This is a genomic window from Neobacillus sp. PS3-12 (assembly GCF_030915385.1).
Lineage (GTDB): Bacteria > Bacillota > Bacilli > Bacillales > Cytobacillaceae > JAEVLT01.
Genome location: NZ_CP133268.1, coordinates 1,635,255 through 1,651,471, shown reverse-complemented (window position 1 = coordinate 1,651,471; position 16,217 = coordinate 1,635,255). Strand labels below are relative to the sequence as shown.

Annotated in this window: 20 protein-coding genes; 16 read left to right on the top strand and 4 right to left on the bottom strand. The window is 39.0% G+C overall.

The window, feature by feature from the left end; genetic code table 11:
• Positions 1-108: 108 nt before the first annotated feature.
• From RCG17_RS08575 to yunB, 9 genes are all read left to right on the top strand, one after another.
• Positions 109-474 carry a carboxymuconolactone decarboxylase family protein gene (locus tag RCG17_RS08575; RefSeq protein ID WP_308174764.1) on the top strand — a complete coding sequence of 122 codons (366 nt, stop codon included), beginning with the start codon at positions 109-111 and terminating at the stop codon, positions 472-474.
• A 380-nt stretch (positions 475-854) separates the two neighbouring features.
• Positions 855-1,640, top strand: a complete 786-nt coding sequence (sufC, locus tag RCG17_RS08570; protein WP_308174763.1) for a Fe-S cluster assembly ATPase SufC — start codon at positions 855-857, stop codon at positions 1,638-1,640.
• A gap of 17 nt (positions 1,641-1,657) precedes the next feature.
• On the top strand, positions 1,658-2,965 hold the full coding sequence (gene sufD / locus RCG17_RS08565) for a Fe-S cluster assembly protein SufD (protein WP_308174762.1): 1,308 nt from the start codon (positions 1,658-1,660) through the stop codon (positions 2,963-2,965).
• Entirely contained in the window at positions 2,965-4,194 is a 1,230-nt protein-coding gene (locus RCG17_RS08560) for a cysteine desulfurase (RefSeq protein ID WP_308174761.1), read from the top strand. Before sufD ends, RCG17_RS08560 begins: the two co-directional genes overlap by 1 nt.
• Complete coding sequence (gene sufU, locus RCG17_RS08555; RefSeq protein WP_308174760.1) at positions 4,184-4,615, top strand: Fe-S cluster assembly sulfur transfer protein SufU; 432 nt, start codon at positions 4,184-4,186, stop codon at positions 4,613-4,615. Before RCG17_RS08560 ends, sufU begins: the two co-directional genes overlap by 11 nt.
• A 52-nt stretch (positions 4,616-4,667) precedes the next feature.
• Entirely contained in the window at positions 4,668-6,065 is a 1,398-nt protein-coding gene (sufB, locus tag RCG17_RS08550) for a Fe-S cluster assembly protein SufB (RefSeq protein ID WP_308174759.1), read from the top strand.
• Positions 6,066-6,224: 159 nt separating this feature from the next.
• Positions 6,225-6,527: a YunC family protein gene (locus tag RCG17_RS08545; RefSeq protein WP_308174758.1), complete on the top strand. Its 303-nt coding sequence runs from the start codon at positions 6,225-6,227 to the stop codon at positions 6,525-6,527.
• A 303-nt stretch (positions 6,528-6,830) separates the two neighbouring features.
• Positions 6,831-7,925, top strand: a complete 1,095-nt coding sequence (locus RCG17_RS08540; RefSeq protein WP_308174757.1) for an HD-GYP domain-containing protein — start codon at positions 6,831-6,833, stop codon at positions 7,923-7,925.
• A 61-nt stretch (positions 7,926-7,986) separates the two neighbouring features.
• Positions 7,987-8,742 (top strand): sporulation protein YunB, encoded by a 756-nt coding sequence (gene yunB / locus RCG17_RS08535; RefSeq protein WP_308174756.1) that lies wholly within the window; start codon positions 7,987-7,989, stop codon positions 8,740-8,742.
• Positions 8,743-8,763: 21 nt separating this feature from the next.
• On the opposite strand, the gene RCG17_RS08530 is transcribed toward yunB, so the two are convergent.
• On the bottom strand, positions 8,764-9,738 hold the full coding sequence (locus RCG17_RS08530; RefSeq protein WP_308175796.1) for a M23 family metallopeptidase: 975 nt from the start codon (positions 9,736-9,738) through the stop codon (positions 8,764-8,766).
• A 166-nt stretch (positions 9,739-9,904) separates the two neighbouring features.
• On the opposite strand from RCG17_RS08530, the gene lipA reads away from it, so the two are divergent.
• Positions 9,905-10,858 (top strand): lipoyl synthase, encoded by a 954-nt coding sequence (gene lipA, locus RCG17_RS08525; protein ID WP_374120905.1) that lies wholly within the window; start codon positions 9,905-9,907, stop codon positions 10,856-10,858.
• A 41-nt stretch (positions 10,859-10,899) separates the two neighbouring features.
• On the opposite strand, the gene RCG17_RS08520 is transcribed toward lipA, so the two are convergent.
• Complete coding sequence (locus RCG17_RS08520) at positions 10,900-11,538, bottom strand: YhcN/YlaJ family sporulation lipoprotein (protein WP_308174754.1); 639 nt, start codon at positions 11,536-11,538, stop codon at positions 10,900-10,902.
• A gap of 114 nt (positions 11,539-11,652) precedes the next feature.
• Between RCG17_RS08520 and RCG17_RS08515 the strand changes: the two genes are divergently transcribed.
• The 6 genes from RCG17_RS08515 to RCG17_RS08490 all read left to right on the top strand — a co-directional run bounded on the left by RCG17_RS08515 (position 11,653) and on the right by RCG17_RS08490 (position 15,441).
• Entirely contained in the window at positions 11,653-11,928 is a 276-nt protein-coding gene (locus RCG17_RS08515; protein WP_308174753.1) for a YutD family protein, read from the top strand.
• A 240-nt stretch (positions 11,929-12,168) separates the two neighbouring features.
• Positions 12,169-13,083 (top strand): catechol 2,3-dioxygenase, encoded by a 915-nt coding sequence (locus tag RCG17_RS08510; RefSeq protein WP_308174752.1) that lies wholly within the window; start codon positions 12,169-12,171, stop codon positions 13,081-13,083.
• Between the two features lie 54 nt (positions 13,084-13,137).
• Positions 13,138-13,437, top strand: coding sequence for an MmoB/DmpM family protein (locus RCG17_RS08505; RefSeq protein ID WP_308174751.1), 300 nt, complete (start codon positions 13,138-13,140; stop codon positions 13,435-13,437).
• 84 nt (positions 13,438-13,521) lie between these two features.
• On the top strand, positions 13,522-14,547 hold the full coding sequence (locus tag RCG17_RS08500; RefSeq protein WP_308174750.1) for an NADH:ubiquinone reductase (Na(+)-transporting) subunit F: 1,026 nt from the start codon (positions 13,522-13,524) through the stop codon (positions 14,545-14,547).
• Between the two features lie 51 nt (positions 14,548-14,598).
• Positions 14,599-14,883: a 2Fe-2S iron-sulfur cluster-binding protein gene (locus RCG17_RS08495; protein WP_308174749.1), complete on the top strand. Its 285-nt coding sequence runs from the start codon at positions 14,599-14,601 to the stop codon at positions 14,881-14,883.
• 117 nt (positions 14,884-15,000) lie between these two features.
• Entirely contained in the window at positions 15,001-15,441 is a 441-nt protein-coding gene (locus RCG17_RS08490) for a GlcG/HbpS family heme-binding protein (protein WP_308174748.1), read from the top strand.
• A gap of 35 nt (positions 15,442-15,476) precedes the next feature.
• Here the strand turns inward: RCG17_RS08490 and RCG17_RS08485 are convergent, their stop codons facing one another.
• Positions 15,477-15,752 (bottom strand): cytosolic protein, encoded by a 276-nt coding sequence (locus RCG17_RS08485; RefSeq protein ID WP_308174747.1) that lies wholly within the window; start codon positions 15,750-15,752, stop codon positions 15,477-15,479.
• Between the two features lie 59 nt (positions 15,753-15,811).
• A complete protein-coding gene (locus RCG17_RS08480) occupies positions 15,812-16,078 on the bottom strand; it encodes a DUF3055 domain-containing protein (RefSeq protein ID WP_308174746.1) in 267 nt (88 codons plus the stop codon).
• Between the last annotated feature and the right edge of the window lie 139 nt (positions 16,079-16,217).

Genomic DNA, 16,217 nt, shown 5'->3' with positions numbered 1-16,217 from the left:
CATCATTCGACTACCATGATCGCCGACTCTTAAACTTACTTCGCCTTACATACTTCCATCAACATTTCTTCATACTATAGAGGACTTTACTGAAATGGAGTGGAAACAATGGAACACTTACAACCACGGAACTCAACAGAAGAGGCACTTCATGAATATAAGGCGGGTTTGGGCGTGTTTACGCAAAAAATGCCGGGAATCGCTCAATATTACAACGCTTTTACTGAAGAGTGCTTTAAGGCAGGGGCTCTTTCAAAAAAAGACAAGCAGCTAATTGCTCTAGGGATCAGCCTTTATTCGCAGGATGAGTATTGTATCATTTATCATGTCAAAGGCTGTCTCGATGAAGGTGCAAATGAACAAGAAATCTTAGAAGCGGTAGGAGTTACTGCTGCTTTTGGCGGCGGGGCTGCTATGAGTCAAGCGGTCACACTCGTTCAAGATTGTATTCAAGAGCTAAATCAATTGCATTAAAAAGGTAAAAGCCATTGGCTTTTACCTTTTTACATATACATTGTAACGTTATTTCAGGGAAAAGTAGATAATGGAAATACCTTGGCAAATTAAAATTATAGCGGTATCATTTTATCGTATTCTTGTTTTTTGGGGTGTGTTTCACTCCTATTAAAACGATTACTTTGCGTCAGAATATTCTGTTAATTGATTATCATTCTCTACAGTCTTACTGAAAAAAATAAACTCTATTATTACTGAGAATTATTCCTATTTAAAGGTTGCTAACACATTTCTTTTGGTATAAGATTGTAATGAGAATAGATTGAGAATGGAATATAGGGGTATCCCTTTTTTATTGTTATTACAATTAACTTTTTACATTTTGTGGAGGTATATATATGGCTGGGTCAACTTTGACGATTAAAGACTTACATGTTTCAATTGATGGCAAAGAAATTTTAAAAGGTGTAAACCTTGAGATAAAAGGCGGAGAAATTCACGCAATCATGGGACCAAATGGTACAGGTAAATCAACCTTATCATCTGCTATTATGGGCCACCCAAAGTATGAAGTAACAAAAGGAAGTATTGAACTTGATGGAAAAAATGTCCTTGAAATGGCTGTAGATGAACGTGCCCGCGCTGGACTATTTCTTGCAATGCAATATCCAAGTGAAATTAATGGTGTAACAAATGCTGACTTTTTACGTTCAGCAATCAACAGCCGACGTGGTGAAGGAAATGAAATTTCATTAATGAAATTTATCCGTGAAATGGATAAGAAAATGGAATTTCTTGAAATGGACCTAGATATGGCACAGCGTTATTTAAATGAGGGATTCTCAGGTGGTGAGAAAAAGCGGAATGAAATTCTTCAATTAATGATGGTTCAGCCAAAAATTGCGATTCTTGATGAAATTGACTCTGGATTAGATATTGATGCGTTGAAAGTCGTTTCAAAAGGAATTAATGAAATGCGCAGCGAAGATTTTGGCTGCATCATGATTACACACTATCAACGACTTTTAAACTACATTACTCCTGACTTTGTGCATGTAATGATGCAAGGCCGTGTTGTGAAAAATGGCGGTCCAGAGCTTGCACAACGCTTAGAAGCAGAAGGATATGACTGGATCAAGAAAGAACTTGGAATCGAAGATGAAACAGTTGGGCAAGAAGCGTAAGCGTTAGGAGGATCAAGATGACAATCGAAACGAAACTACCATTTGACATAGATTTTGTTAACTCCTTTTCGAAGGAAAAGGGAGAACCTGCTTGGCTATTAGAGTTTCGCCAAAAAGCGGTTAACGCTGCTGACTCATTGCCAATGCCAAGACCAGACAAAACAAAAATTGATAAGTGGAATTTCACTGAATTTACACAGCATACCGTAAAAAGTGAAGCCTATGCATCCCTTTCTGAATTACCAGCGGATGTAAAAGCACTTATCGATCTGGAAGCAACAAGTAAGAATTTATATATTCAACGAAACCAGACGCCCTCGATTTTATCATTAACAGATGAATTAAAAAATAAAGGTGTTGTCTTTACTGATATTTTTACAGCTGTACGTGAACATGGCGACCTTGTTCAAAAGTATTTGATGACTCAAGGCGTAAAAATGGATGAACATCGTTTAGCAGCCATCCATGCAGCCCTCATAAATGGCGGCGCATTCCTGTATGTTCCGAAAAATGTAGAAATCAGCGAACCAATTCAAGCGGTTTATGTTCTTGACGATGAAAAAGCTGCTCTCTTTAATCATGTTATTGTTGTGGCTGAAGATAATAGTTCTGTCACCTATGTTGAAAGCTATATTTCTACAGTTGAATCAAATAGTGTTGTGAATATCATTACCGAAGTATTTGCAGGGCAAAACGCAAGAGTACAATATGGTGCTGTTGATACGTTAGCTAAGGGAATTACAACTTATGTGAATCGCCGCGGCACAGCAGCAAGAGATGCCCGAATTGAATGGGCACTTGGATTAATGAACAACGGAAACACAATCTCAGAAAATACAACAAACCTTGTTGGTGATGGATCCTTTGGGGATACGAAATCAGTGGTTGTCGGACGTGGTGAGCAGACACAGAACTTCACAACTCGGGTTATTCATCATGGTAAGCGCACAGAAGGCTTTATTTTACAGCATGGTGTCATGAAGGATAGTGCAACCGCAATTTTTAATGGAATTGGAAAAATTGAACATGGCGCCTCCAAATCGAACGCTGAGCAAGAATCCCGTGTGCTTATCCTTAGTGACAAAGCACGCGGTGATGCAAACCCTATGCTCTTGATTGATGAGGACGATGTAATGGCCGGCCATGCTGCTTCTGTAGGGCGTGTTGACCCAGTGCAGCTTTACTATTTAATGAGTCGCGGTATTAATAAACATGAAGCTGAACGATTAATTATTCATGGTTTCCTTGCTCCAGTTGTGAATCAGCTGCCAATCGAACCTGTAAAAAAACAATTAACCGAAGTTATTGAAAGGAAAGTTCGCTAATGGATATCAAAGCTATTCGCAGCCAGTTTCCCATTTTAGACCAGGAAGTGAATGGTCATCCGCTTGTGTATCTTGATAGCTCTGCTACTTCCCAAAAGCCAATCAGTGTGATTGAAACGCTTGAAAAATATTATAAAGAAATTAACTCCAATGTACACCGTGGCGTCCATACGCTTGGTACTAGAGCAACAGATGCCTATGAAGGTGCTAGGGAAAAGGTTCGTAAATTTATCAATGCTAAATCAACACAGGAAGTTATTTTTACCAGGGGAACGACAACTTCGCTGAATTGGGTGGCATCAAGCTATGCGATGGCCAACCTTAAAGAGGGCGATGAAATAGTGATAACTGTTATGGAACATCATAGTAATATTATTCCATGGCAGCAGGTTGCGAAGAAAACAGGTGCGACTTTAAAATACTTTCCACTTCAAGAAGATGGTACATTGTCACTTGATGCTGTTCAGGCAACGATTACAGCCAATACTAAAATTGTTTCGGTAACCCATGTTTCTAACGTCTTGGGCACAATCAATCCAATCAAAGAAATAGCAAAGATTGCCCATGAGAATGGGGCTGTAATGGTTGTTGACGAAGCACAAGGTGCACCTCATTTGAAAATTGATGTCCAAGATTTGGACGTTGATTTTCTTGGATTTTCCGGACATAAAATGTGCGGGCCAACAGGAATCGGCATACTATATGGTAAGAAGCATTTACTTGAGAACATGGAGCCTGTTGAATTTGGCGGCGAAATGATCGACTTTGTTGAATTATATGACTCAACATGGAAAGAGCTTCCTTGGAAATTTGAAGGCGGAACACCAACGATTGCAGGGGCAATTGGATTAGGTGCTGCGATTGACTTTTTAAATGAAGTTGGACTAGATAATATTGCTGAGCATGAGCTTAAGCTCTCACAGTATGCGCTAGAAAAACTGTCAACCATTGAAGGGATTTCCATCTATGGACCAATGGATCCGGCCAAACGCTCAGGATTAGTTACCTTTAATATTGAGGATGTTCACCCCCATGATGTGGCAACTGTCCTTGATGCCGAAGGAATTGCCGTCCGTGCAGGACACCATTGTGCACAACCATTAATGAGGTGGCTTAAAGCGACTGCTACAGCAAGGGCAAGTTATTATTTATATAACACGGAAGAGGATATTGATAAGCTTGTAAGCGGGCTTGTCAAAACGAAGGAGTATTTTAGCGATGTCTTCTAATAATTTAGATATGCTTTACCGTCGGGTTATTATGGACCATTACAAAAAACCTCGTAACCGTGGGGTTCTTGAAGAAGGAAACCTGACAATCAATATGAATAACCCAACATGTGGAGACAGAATACAATTAACGATGAAGGTTGACGATGGGATCGTAACGGATGTTAAGTACGAAGGGGAAGGCTGTTCGATTTCGATGTCTTCTGCCTCCATGATGACACAGGCAATCAAAGGGAAAAAAATTGAGGATGCCTTAAAATTAGCAGAAATTTTTTCTAATATGATGCAAGGCAAAGAATACGATGAAGATCTTGACCTTGGGGATATTGAAGCATTGCAGGGTGTTGCCAAGTTTCCAGCTCGAATTAAGTGTGCAACTCTTGCTTGGAAGGCAATGGAAAAAGGTTTAAAACAAGAATAAATGACGAAGGGTGTCAATACCCGTAATCATCTACGAATGGAGGAACACGACAATGGCAAAAAAAATGCCTGAGATCGGTGATTATAAATATGGTTTTGCCGATAAAGACGTTTCCATTTTCCGATCAAAACGTGGTTTGACACGTGAAATCGTTGAGGAAATCTCAAAAATGAAAAATGAGCCCCAATGGATGCTTGACTTTCGCTTAAAATCATTAGAGCTCTTTTATAGTAAACCAATGCCACAATGGGGCGGAGATTTGAATTCGTTAAACTTTGATGAGATTACTTATTATGTAAAACCATCAGAGAAATCGGAAAAGTCATGGAGCGAAGTGCCTGAAGAAATTAAAGCGACATTTGATAAATTAGGAATTCCAGAAGCAGAGCAAAAATACCTTGCTGGGGTTTCTGCGCAATATGAGTCAGAAGTTGTTTATCACAATATGAAAGCAGACCTTGAAGAACTAGGAATCGTCTTTAAGGATACTGATTCTGCTTTAAGAGAAAATGAAGATATTTTCCGCGAGCACTGGGCAAAAGTCATTCCGCCAACAGATAATAAATTCGCAGCGCTAAACTCTGCAGTTTGGTCCGGCGGTTCATTCATCTATGTTCCACCAGGTATAAAGGTAGATACACCATTACAAGCGTATTTCCGAATTAACTCTGAAAATATGGGTCAGTTTGAGCGTACATTAATCATTGTTGATGAAGGTGCAAGCGTTCATTATGTTGAAGGCTGTACAGCTCCAGTTTATACAACAAACTCTCTACACAGTGCTGTTGTTGAAATCATCATTAAAAAAGGTGCTTACTGCCGTTATTCTACGATTCAAAACTGGGCAAATAACGTGTATAACCTTGTTACGAAACGTGCGGTTTGTGAAGAAAATGCAACAATGGAATGGATCGACGGAAATATTGGTTCCAAGCTGACGATGAAATACCCTGCTGTTATCCTAAAAGGAGAAGGTGCACGCGGTTTGACATTGTCAATTGCGATTGCCGGTAAGGGGCAAGTCCAAGATACAGGATCCAAAATGATCCATTTGGCTCCAAATACATCTTCAACCATTGTTTCTAAGTCGATTTCAAAGCATGGTGGTAAAACCAACTATCGCGGTCTTGTTCATTTTGGACGTAAAGCAGATGGAGCCCGTGCCAATATTGAATGTGATACACTCATTATGGATAATAAATCTACATCAGATACAATTCCATACAATGAGGTTTTAAACGATAATATCTCGCTTGAGCACGAAGCAAAGGTTTCTAAGGTTTCGGAAGAGCAGCTCTTCTATTTAATGAGCCGCGGTATTTCAGAACAAGAAGCAACCGAAATGATCGTTATGGGCTTTATTGAGCCATTTACAAAAGAACTTCCAATGGAATATGCCGTTGAAATGAATCGTCTCATCAAATTTGAGATGGAAGGCTCTATTGGTTAATAATGAAAAGATCCGCTTCCAACATAGGGAGCGGTTTTCTTTTTGATGGAAGGCTGTACCAAACCTTTTATTTCGTTTTTAGGTGATATTAGGCTCCAAAACAGGGGAACTCTTTTTTTCTCTTTTCATAAATTGAAAGGGAAAGGAGAGGAAACTAAATTGATTGACGTGTCACCAATTGATTTGGAGGGTCATACCTTTTTGGCAGTAACGGTTTTGTTACCTAAAACAACGCTTCTAACTGTATCCAATGATAAGGGGTATATTATGTGCGGGGCGCTAGATGTTGGGTTGTTAAACGATAGATTAAAGGATCGTAAAATAATTGCAGGAAGAGCGGTTGGAGTGAAAACAATCCAGCAGCTACTTGATGCTCCGCTCGAATCAGTCACCCATGAGGCTGAGGCATTAGGGATCCACAAAGGTATGATCGGAAAAGAAGCATTATTAAAAATGATTTAGAAGCCTGGTATCTATGCAGGCTTTTTATTTATTCCTTCATAGAAGACTTTATCGTGCCAGTGAACATGTATTAAGAACGATTTTGATAAATGAAGTCTTGCTACCATCAGCAAAGAAAAACGGACCGCCTGGTAACAAGATAGGTATTCGTTGCCTCTGCTAAGTTCCTCCAAAAAAACGCCAAAATATCATAAAAACTTTAGAAAAATAGGGACTTATGTAGGATGGAAGCGGATTGATGTAAAGGTAGTATATAGGAGATATGTCTTATTTTTTGGTTATTATTAGGGGCAGGGATTTAGTATGAGACTTGTGGAAACATCATTGTCATTAAGCAGCACCTATCTTGGGAAAGCGATTTATAATAATAAAGGACAAATTCTTCTTAACGAAGGCGTTCAGCTTGATACCCGCCTTTTACAGCGATTAATCGGGATGAACATTCATTATATTTACATTCAAGACAACAAAACAGAGGATCTGAAGTTACACTATCCAATTTCAATGAAGTTACGAAGAAAAGCAATCACATCAATTCAGAAACACTTCGATGAATTTGAATCTAATCGCCAGTTTTCCAATGTGTTAGTGCTCGAAAAAGCAGCAAAAAGTCTTATAAAAATAATTCGGGAGATTCAAGCAGAAATAAAGGATAGCCAAGACCTCTTGGCCCTTTTATCGGATGTATATACATATGATCATTATATATTTACCCATTCTTTAAATGTCACGATGTATTCCCTCGCAATTGGGATGAAGCTGAATCTTCGGGACTATGAGCTTGAAACGCTTGGACTTGGAGCCATTTTACATGATGTGGGGAAAGTAAAAATTCCTGAGGAAATTCTCATGAAGCCTGAAAGGTTAACAGACGAAGAATTCTTTCAAGTAAAAAAGCATACTGTAGAAGGATTTGAGCTATTAAGAAATATTCCATCTGTTACCTTGATTGCTGCCCATTGTGCTTATCAACATCATGAAAGACTAAATGGCTCAGGCTATCCGCGCGGGATAAAAGCCAATGAAATCCATCCATTTGGAAAAATAATTGCCGTGGCTGATGTATTTGATGCCGTTACATCCAATCGAATCTATCGTCAGGCGATGCTGCCGCATGAAGGGCTGGAAATCTTATATTCGGGTTCCGGAACACTCTATGATCAAAAAACAATTGAAGTGTTTCGTCAAGCTGTTGCTGTCTATCCTATCGGGATAACGGTAGTATTAAATGATGGAAGAAAAGGGGTTGTCTGCAAGCAGAATATTGGGTTGAGTGACCGTCCCGTTGTTCGGGTCCTTGAGGAAAATGGAATCGAAGTTGACCCGTATGAAATTGACCTAAAGACATTGTTGGACGTCATGATTACAGCCTGTGATACAACCTTTAAAAAAAGTTAATCCTATTTGCGCTAGTTTCCTCCTTACCTGCATACATATAGCTTGTAAGGGGTGATTTTTTTTGGCAAAATTCCGCACAAGGTTAATGCGTAAGGGCCCTTTGCCAATACGTTATGTTCTGTTGCTCTCACTAGTCTTTTTTCTATTTTCAACTGCCGCAGGGTTATGGATCATAAATAAGAGAATTGAACCGACACTCATGATGTATGCTGAATCTCAAACCCGTAAAATTGCAGCACTTGTAATAAGTAAAGCGATCAAGAAAGTGGATACAAGTGGGGTGGATGCCATTCAAATTGTTGCAAGTTCAAATGGAAAACCCCCAATCGCTAAATTAAAGCCAGATGTCATTAATCGCCTATTAGCTGAAACCACAACGGAGATCCAACATAATTTAAAAACAGCAGAAAACGGAGATTTATCATCACTTGAGCAATTGACTGATGTAAAAATAGAAACGAATCCCTCAAAAAATGCGAATGGAATTCAATGGTATATCCCGATAGGGCAAGTAACCAAAAGTGCTTTATTCGGTAACATGGGGCCCGATATTCCTGTTCGTTTTTTCGCAATCGGTGATGTTCGTCCAGATGTAAAAACAAACTTTAAACCGTTGGGAATCAATAATACTTGGATTGATGTTTCAGTTCAAGTGACTGTCTCCGTTCAAATTATTCTTCCTTTTGCAACAAAAGTAACAAAGCTTACACAAACCATTCCTGTTGGCGGAACGCTCATTCAGGGGGATGTTCCGACATACTACAATGGCGGTGGAAGTTCAGCACCAGCCATCCAACTGCCTGATAAAAAAAATTAGGGCTGCTTTATTTTTGCAGCCCTATCTTCCTCTTGCTTTTCTCAATTCTATTCTTTCTTGTCTTTCCCATGCGGCTAAGTGACCATAAGGGTCAAACGACCATTCTGTTAGCCCAGTATCCTTATACATCCCATAATGCAAGTGCGGAGGAAACTTACCCGATGTTCCTGGGGGACCATAGCCTGAACTGCCAACACCACCAATAATTTGTCCAGGCTCCACAACCTGTCCCACTCTAACATCCTTCGCAAAACCACTTAAGTGGGCAAAATAATGGTAAGTATTATTAATGTCACGAATACCGATTCTCCAGCCCCCGAACCGATTCCAGCCCTTCATTTCAACAATTCCATAATTAGTGGCCCTCACAGGAACTCCATAATCGGCAAATATATCGGTTCCTTCATGTATTCTTCGGCCACCCCATCCCCTGGCATCTCCCCAAGTAGATCGATAACTGTGATTGGAACGGATAGGTAATGGAAATGCATGCCCATCCAAGTCAATCCTGCCAAAATGCTGATATATTTTAGCTTTCCCGACAATGATCCCAACAGTCTTATCACGGTGATAATAATTCCATAACCCAATTTTTAAATTATCAGGGTCAACACCGTATGAAAGTAGGTAGTTGGCAAATGCAAATATGACATCTTCGTCATTTTTTAAACTTGCCTTTCCGTCGCCATTGCCGTCGGCACCCAATCCATTAAAAAATTGAATGGAGGTTGGATTTTTATCAGAAGGATTCGGATTTGTCAGGCCTGCCCATTCCTGTGGCCGCAAATAAATGGCAATCGTCCCATTAGCCTTTGGCAGATCCCTGCGGACTTCTCGAATGCTTCTTTCGTATTGATCAATAGCAGCTAAATAATACCAAGGAATTTGGGTAACTGTTTCAACCTTTTTGTATAGTTCCATTCTTTTCTGAAACACATCAGTTTCCTCGGCATGAGCATCAATTGTTGTAAAAAAAAGAAGAAGGCATGTGCTCATTATCCAAAATGCCCGCACGGGAATCCACCCTTTCAAAAATAATTTACAAAAGTAGTTTATGACTTCTAGCCCAAAACATTATGGTCAATTAATGGTAATGTGAGCTTTTCAGCTTGTCGTTCCTTTTTCATTATGATAAAGTGACAATGAGAAGCATAATCAACTATTGTCGAATTACGTTCATGATCATACACGGGGTGGAAAGATGAGCAAAAAAGAAGAACATTTAAGAAAACCAGAATGGTTAAAAATAAAGTTAAACACAAACGAGCACTATACAGGTCTAAAGAAAATGATGCGGGAAAAAGGCCTTCACACGGTTTGTGAGGAAGCCAGATGTCCTAATATCCACGAATGTTGGGGTGAAAGAAGAACCGCTACTTTTATGATTCTTGGTGATGTTTGTACGCGGGCCTGTCGTTTTTGTGCAGTCAAAACTGGCTTACCAACAGAGCTTGATTGGAAAGAACCAGAAAAAGTTGCTGATTCAGTTCAGCTAATGAACTTAAAGCATGTCGTTGTAACGGCAGTTTCACGGGATGATTTGAAGGATGGCGGTGCAGCTGTTTTTGCTGAAACGATTCGAGCCATACGTCGTAAAAATCCATTTACCTCAATTGAGGTTCTTCCATCTGATATGGGTGGAGTGGAAGAGAACCTTCGAATTTTAATGGAAGCCAAACCAGATATATTAAATCATAATATTGAAACAACACGTCGTCTGACACCAACTGTAAGAGCACGGGCACGTTATGATCGTTCCCTTGAGTTTTTACGTCGAGCCAAAGAAATGAACCCAAATATCCCGACAAAATCCAGTTTAATGATTGGACTTGGTGAAACGAAGGAAGAAATCCTTGAAGTTATGAATGATCTAAGGGCAAATCAGGTTGATATTATGACAATCGGTCAATATTTGCAGCCAACAAAAAAACACTTGAAGGTAGAAAAATACTACAGTCCTGAAGAATTCCAAGAGCTTAAAGAAATAGCTTTGTCCAAAGGTTTTAGTCACTGTGAAGCAGGGCCGCTTGTTCGTTCTTCTTACCATGCAGATGAACAGGTAAATGCTGCTGCAAACCATAAAAAACTTCTGAGTGAAAGCGCAAAGGAAGCATAAGATAAAAAGCAGAAAAGTGATTACTTTTCTGCTTTTTATCTTTACTTTTTATTTAAATTTAACCGTGTTATTTGATCATCCGGTGTTTCACCATTTGCATTTTCATTCGTGTTCATTGGTGAACCTTGTGGTGATTTTTTCATTTGTGTAATTAACTGTGTGACAGAGTTGCGTGCGTTTTTACTTGTTGAATCCAGGTGTGAGAGATTTTCCACATCTCTCATTAAGCTGCGATTATCTGTTACATAAACATGATAAAAGCGTGGTACAACAGACATTGCTGTTTTTTTAACCTGGTCAGCTGTTAAATTTCTGTCCTTGGAGTCAGTGTGATAAGCGATTAATACCTCCTGATCCGTGACCAGTGTGGCAACATCATTTACATTTGGAATATTGGTACTGTAACGGCTAATGATATTAGCTACCTGCTCTCGGTTTAAGGCAGCATAATGGTTGTTGTTATCGTTTAAAATTGGGCTTTTCTGATGACGTACATATCCATAATCGGTGCTGACATTTCGAATTCCGTTTTTGCTGCTTTCATTATAAAGCTCTGTCCGATGATTATTTACATTTAATGTATTACCGCTTTTCTCATATACACCACGGGTATCAGCAGCTGCACAACCTGCTAATGCTGCTGTAAGACATAGCCCCGTAATACAGACCAATCTTTTCACAACAACACCTCCTTAAACATTAGAATAGCCAATGTAAGGTTTTTTTTTCTTAGTAATTGATGGTGAATCGGTTATAATGGTAATATCATTTGCTGGAAAAATGAGGTGATATGTATGGTTACTGTCAATAACATTAGCTATGAAATTGTTGGGGAAGTAAAAGATGGATATAACGAAGAAGCGTTCTTAGCAAGATATAGTGATATCTTATCAAGATACGACTACATTGTAGGCGATTGGGGATACGGACAGCTTCGCTTAAAAGGCTTTTTTGATGATCAAAATCAAAAAGCGTCATTTGATACAAAAATCAGTACGTTGAGTGAATACTTGTATGAATATTGTAACTTTGGCTGTGCTTATTTTGTCTTAAAAAAAGTTAAAAAGTAACGGAATGGCCAGATTAATTCATCCTTCTGGCCTTTTTTTACACATTTTTATACCTATAATCTGGAGTTACCAAAAAAAAGTCGATGATTTCATCGGCTTTTTTTTTGGTAAATTTAGAACATTTTAGTATGAAACGTATGGAAAAATTAAAAATTACTAACAGAAATGTTTGTTTACTATTAATTCAGAAAATTCTAAAATAAAAACATGCTTACAAAATTACAAATGGGGTGCTAGTAAATGTCGATTATTCGTATTGCGAGAGCAGAAGTCAAGGTCTTGGATCTTAAAGAATCAGTGGATTATTACACAAATGTGATTGGGCTTGACGTTGTGGGAGAGAGCGAAGGAAGAGTCTATTTAAAAGCTTGGGATGAGTTTGACCATCACAGCGTAATTTTACAAGAATCTGATTCGGCAGGACTTGATCATTTGGCTTTTAAAGTTGAAACGGACGAAGATTTAGCGAACTACGAAAAGAAAATCGAACAGTTTGGGCTGACTTTAAAACGGGTCTCTAAAGGAACAAGACTAGCAGAAGGAGAAGCAATACGTTTTGAACTGCCGACAGGCCACCAAATGGAATTATATAAAGATATTCAGCAAGTTGGAACACGAACAGGGTCATTAAACCCTCATCCATGGCCGGAAGGTTTACGGGGAATTGCTCCCCACCGCATGGATCATATGCTGTTATCAGGTGATGATGTTGAAGGTGTAACCCGCTTTTTTACTGAAGTTTTGGATATGCATCAAAGTGAAAAAATCATGACCGTAGACGGAGAAGTAATGATTGGAAGCTTCCTGCATGCAAGAAATGGAAAAGCCCACGATGTTGCGTTTATTAAAGGACCGGATGCAAAGCTTCACCATGTTGGATTTTCGGTTCATAACTGGTATGACGTCTTAAAAGCAGCTGATATTTTATCAAGAAATGAAGTTCAAATCGAAGTAACACCAACTCGCCATGGTATCACAAGAGGCGAAACAATTTATTTCTTTGACCCATCAGGGAACCGTAATGAAGCTTTTGCAGGTGGATATATTGCTTATCATGATATGCCAACCATTACCTGGACGGAAGATAAAATTGGACAAGGTATTTTCTATCATAGAAGAGAGTTAATTGAATCATTTGGTAAGGCATTAACCTAATTCACAAAAATCTTAACGCAGCAAAAAGTTTAACAGGGGAAAGGGAGGATCAAGATGAGTGTAAAAGAAGCATATGTAGGAATGGATTTAGATACGAGCGGCGGAGATGTTGTGAGAGCCATCATTTCGGCAATTGAGGAAGATAATGAGGGAGTTGTTGTCGAAGATTTCTCCGTATTTAAAAAAGTAAAATCTCCCGGCAAATTGGTGTTAAAACGAGAAACGGTTGAAGAGCATCTCGGACAGGATTTTGATATGGACCAAGTACACATATTCATGTCTTCCTATTTTGGTTTTATAGCGGACTGGGATGAAGAGCAATTAATCATTGAATGGGAAAGTGGAGAAGACTAAATCGGCTTAATTAAATAATCGATTGTAGGGCGTAAATTCATTTTACGCTCTACTAGTTCTTCTATTTAGAAAGGGGTTTAAAAAATGGGAAAGTCTAAAATGGCAATAGAAACCTATGAAGTAACATTAGAGCCGAGCGGAAGAACAATGATTGTAAAAGAAGGACAAACATTACTGGATGCAGCGATTCGAAACGGAATCCAGGTGGCATATGGATGCCGTCATGGTAGTTGTTCAGCTTGTAAGTGTCAGGTGCTTGATGGTGACTATGAAATTATGGATCGGGTATCTGAATACTCCTTAATGGGCTTCGAACGTGAAGAGGGATTTGTTTTAATGTGCAGCACCTTGGTTGAAAGTGACCTTGTTATTGAAGTCGAAATGGAAGAATCGAATACTGCATTTTTCCCAGTTCATGATTTTGAAGCAGAAGTAGTTGAAAACAAACAGGGTACACACGACATTCATATGATCAAACTGAGACTAACTGACCCACTGCATATTGAATATGCATCAGGCCAGTTCTTTGAGATTGATATTCCTGGCCTAGATGAGACACGTGCCTATTCCATGGCAAACAAGTATAAAGAAGGAAATATCGTTGAATTCCATGTAAAGAGAGTTAAGGACGGAAAAGGCTCCAATTATATGTGCGATCTTCATGTTGGAGATATTGTAACTGGGTCAGGTCCATATGGAAAAATGCAATTGCGTGACCGAGAAAAAGATCTACTATTTGTTGCTGGTGGATCAGGAATGGCACCAATAAAATCATTACTTGAACAATTGTTCTCCGAGCCTTTCGAACATAAAGCATGGTTTTTTTACGGAGCCAGAACGAAAAACGATTTGTATCTAACCGAGGAATGGGAAGAGTTAGCGAAACAGCATCCTAATTTCCATTTCGTTCCCGCCTTGTCTGATCAGGATAACCCAGATGAATGGAATGGTGAAGTGGGCTTCATTGCAGATATAATTGGCCGAAACTTAGAGAATATGAAAAACATGGATGCCTATCTATGTGGTCCGCCAATTATGATTGAAACAACCTGTGATGTCCTCTACAAAGGCGGCATCAAAGGTAACAATATTTCCTTTGATGAATTTTAATCATTAAAACCACCCAGATTGGAAAATAAGAATTTTTGGAGGAATATGCATATGTTTAAAGTAAGGGTAAAAGACGATCCAACAAACCAACCCGAATTTTCATGTAAGGATAAACAATCTGTACTAGATGCTGCACGAAGTCAAGGAATTGTTATACAATATGCTTGTAAGGGTGGCGGATGTGGACTATGCAAGATTAAGGTGGAAACAGGCGAATACGAAATCGGCAAAAGCTCGAAGGCTGTTCTGCCTGATGCAGAAAGAGAATTAAATTACGCTCTTGCTTGCAAAACATACCCAAAAAGTAACCTGGAGGTTCGAATTCAACCATCTTAAACAACTCATTCCTTATGCGATAAAACTCCATATATAAGGCGAAAAATTTATATTGCACTTCAGTCTCTTATTGTATTAGGAGAATTGGAGATAGATTGATTAAGGGAGTTGAGAAGAATGAAAGTATTTTATGAAAAACCTTCAATCACAAGAGAGATTGTGATGAAGATGTTGGATGCTGCTTGTACTAAAGCTGAGCAGTTAGGTGTCGCAGTAAATGTAACGGTAGTGGATGAAGGGGCCAATCTCAAGGGATTTGTTCGGATGGATGGTGCTCCATTATTAAGCTCAGGAATTTCCCAAAATAAAGCATACACAGCAGCCGCTTTTGGGATTCCTACGTCAAAATGGTATCCATTGATTGAAAAAGAACCAGCCCTCCTACATGGAATTGTACATACCGATCGCCTAACGGTCTTTGAAGGCGGAATTCCACTCTATATTAACGAACAATTAGCAGGCGGAGTTGGGGTTTCCGGCGGGTCCGCAGAACAGGACGGTATGATTGCTGCAGCCGCAGTGGAAGTATTAAACCAATTTTTAAATGTGGAAGCTTAATTTGCGGGAATGTCTCTACTGGAGACATTCCCTTTTTAGTATGGGCCTTGTTCCTCTCGATCCGGATCATCATGCGGTATATGCGCACCTGGCATCTGCCTAGGAATGTCCTGATGGAATGACTTATCTTCATAGTTAAAAGCACTATAATAACGCTGTCCCTCTTCCCAAGGGGTGCTTTTATTTCGAACAGATTCTTCTTTTCTAAACGGTGACCCAAATGGGCCTTCTGGAAATTCTTCTGCAGTGAGGTAACCCTTTTGTTTTTCAACATTTGTAAAATCAAAATATTGTTTTGAGTCTTTATCCATGTTTTTTCACTCCTTTAATGCATTAGTATAACTAAAGAACGAAAAAACATGAGGTTTTTTTAGATGATTTCAAGCAGAAAAGAACGCAGCTCTTCTGCATCCGCTTCGTCTAACCCAAAGGCATACTCCAAATAACCTTCTTCTTCCAAATCATCTGGGCCAATGATCGCAAAACGATTTCCTAGCATATTTAAAACAAGATATTTCCCATAGTGTCTGTCTGTTCTTGTAATGGCTAAATCGTAACGCTGATGTTCACCAAGAAAGCTCACAAATCTTGTTTTTGTTTCTTCTGTATCATTATATAGAAAAAAACGCTCAGACATATTTTTACCCCTTTATTCGCAATTTATAATTAACACCCTTTATATTATCAAAATAAGAACTGGAATGGGAGAATTAAGAATCATTCATAAAAACGAAAAATCTGTAAAGTGTTGTTTATGATACAATACAAGTATATTT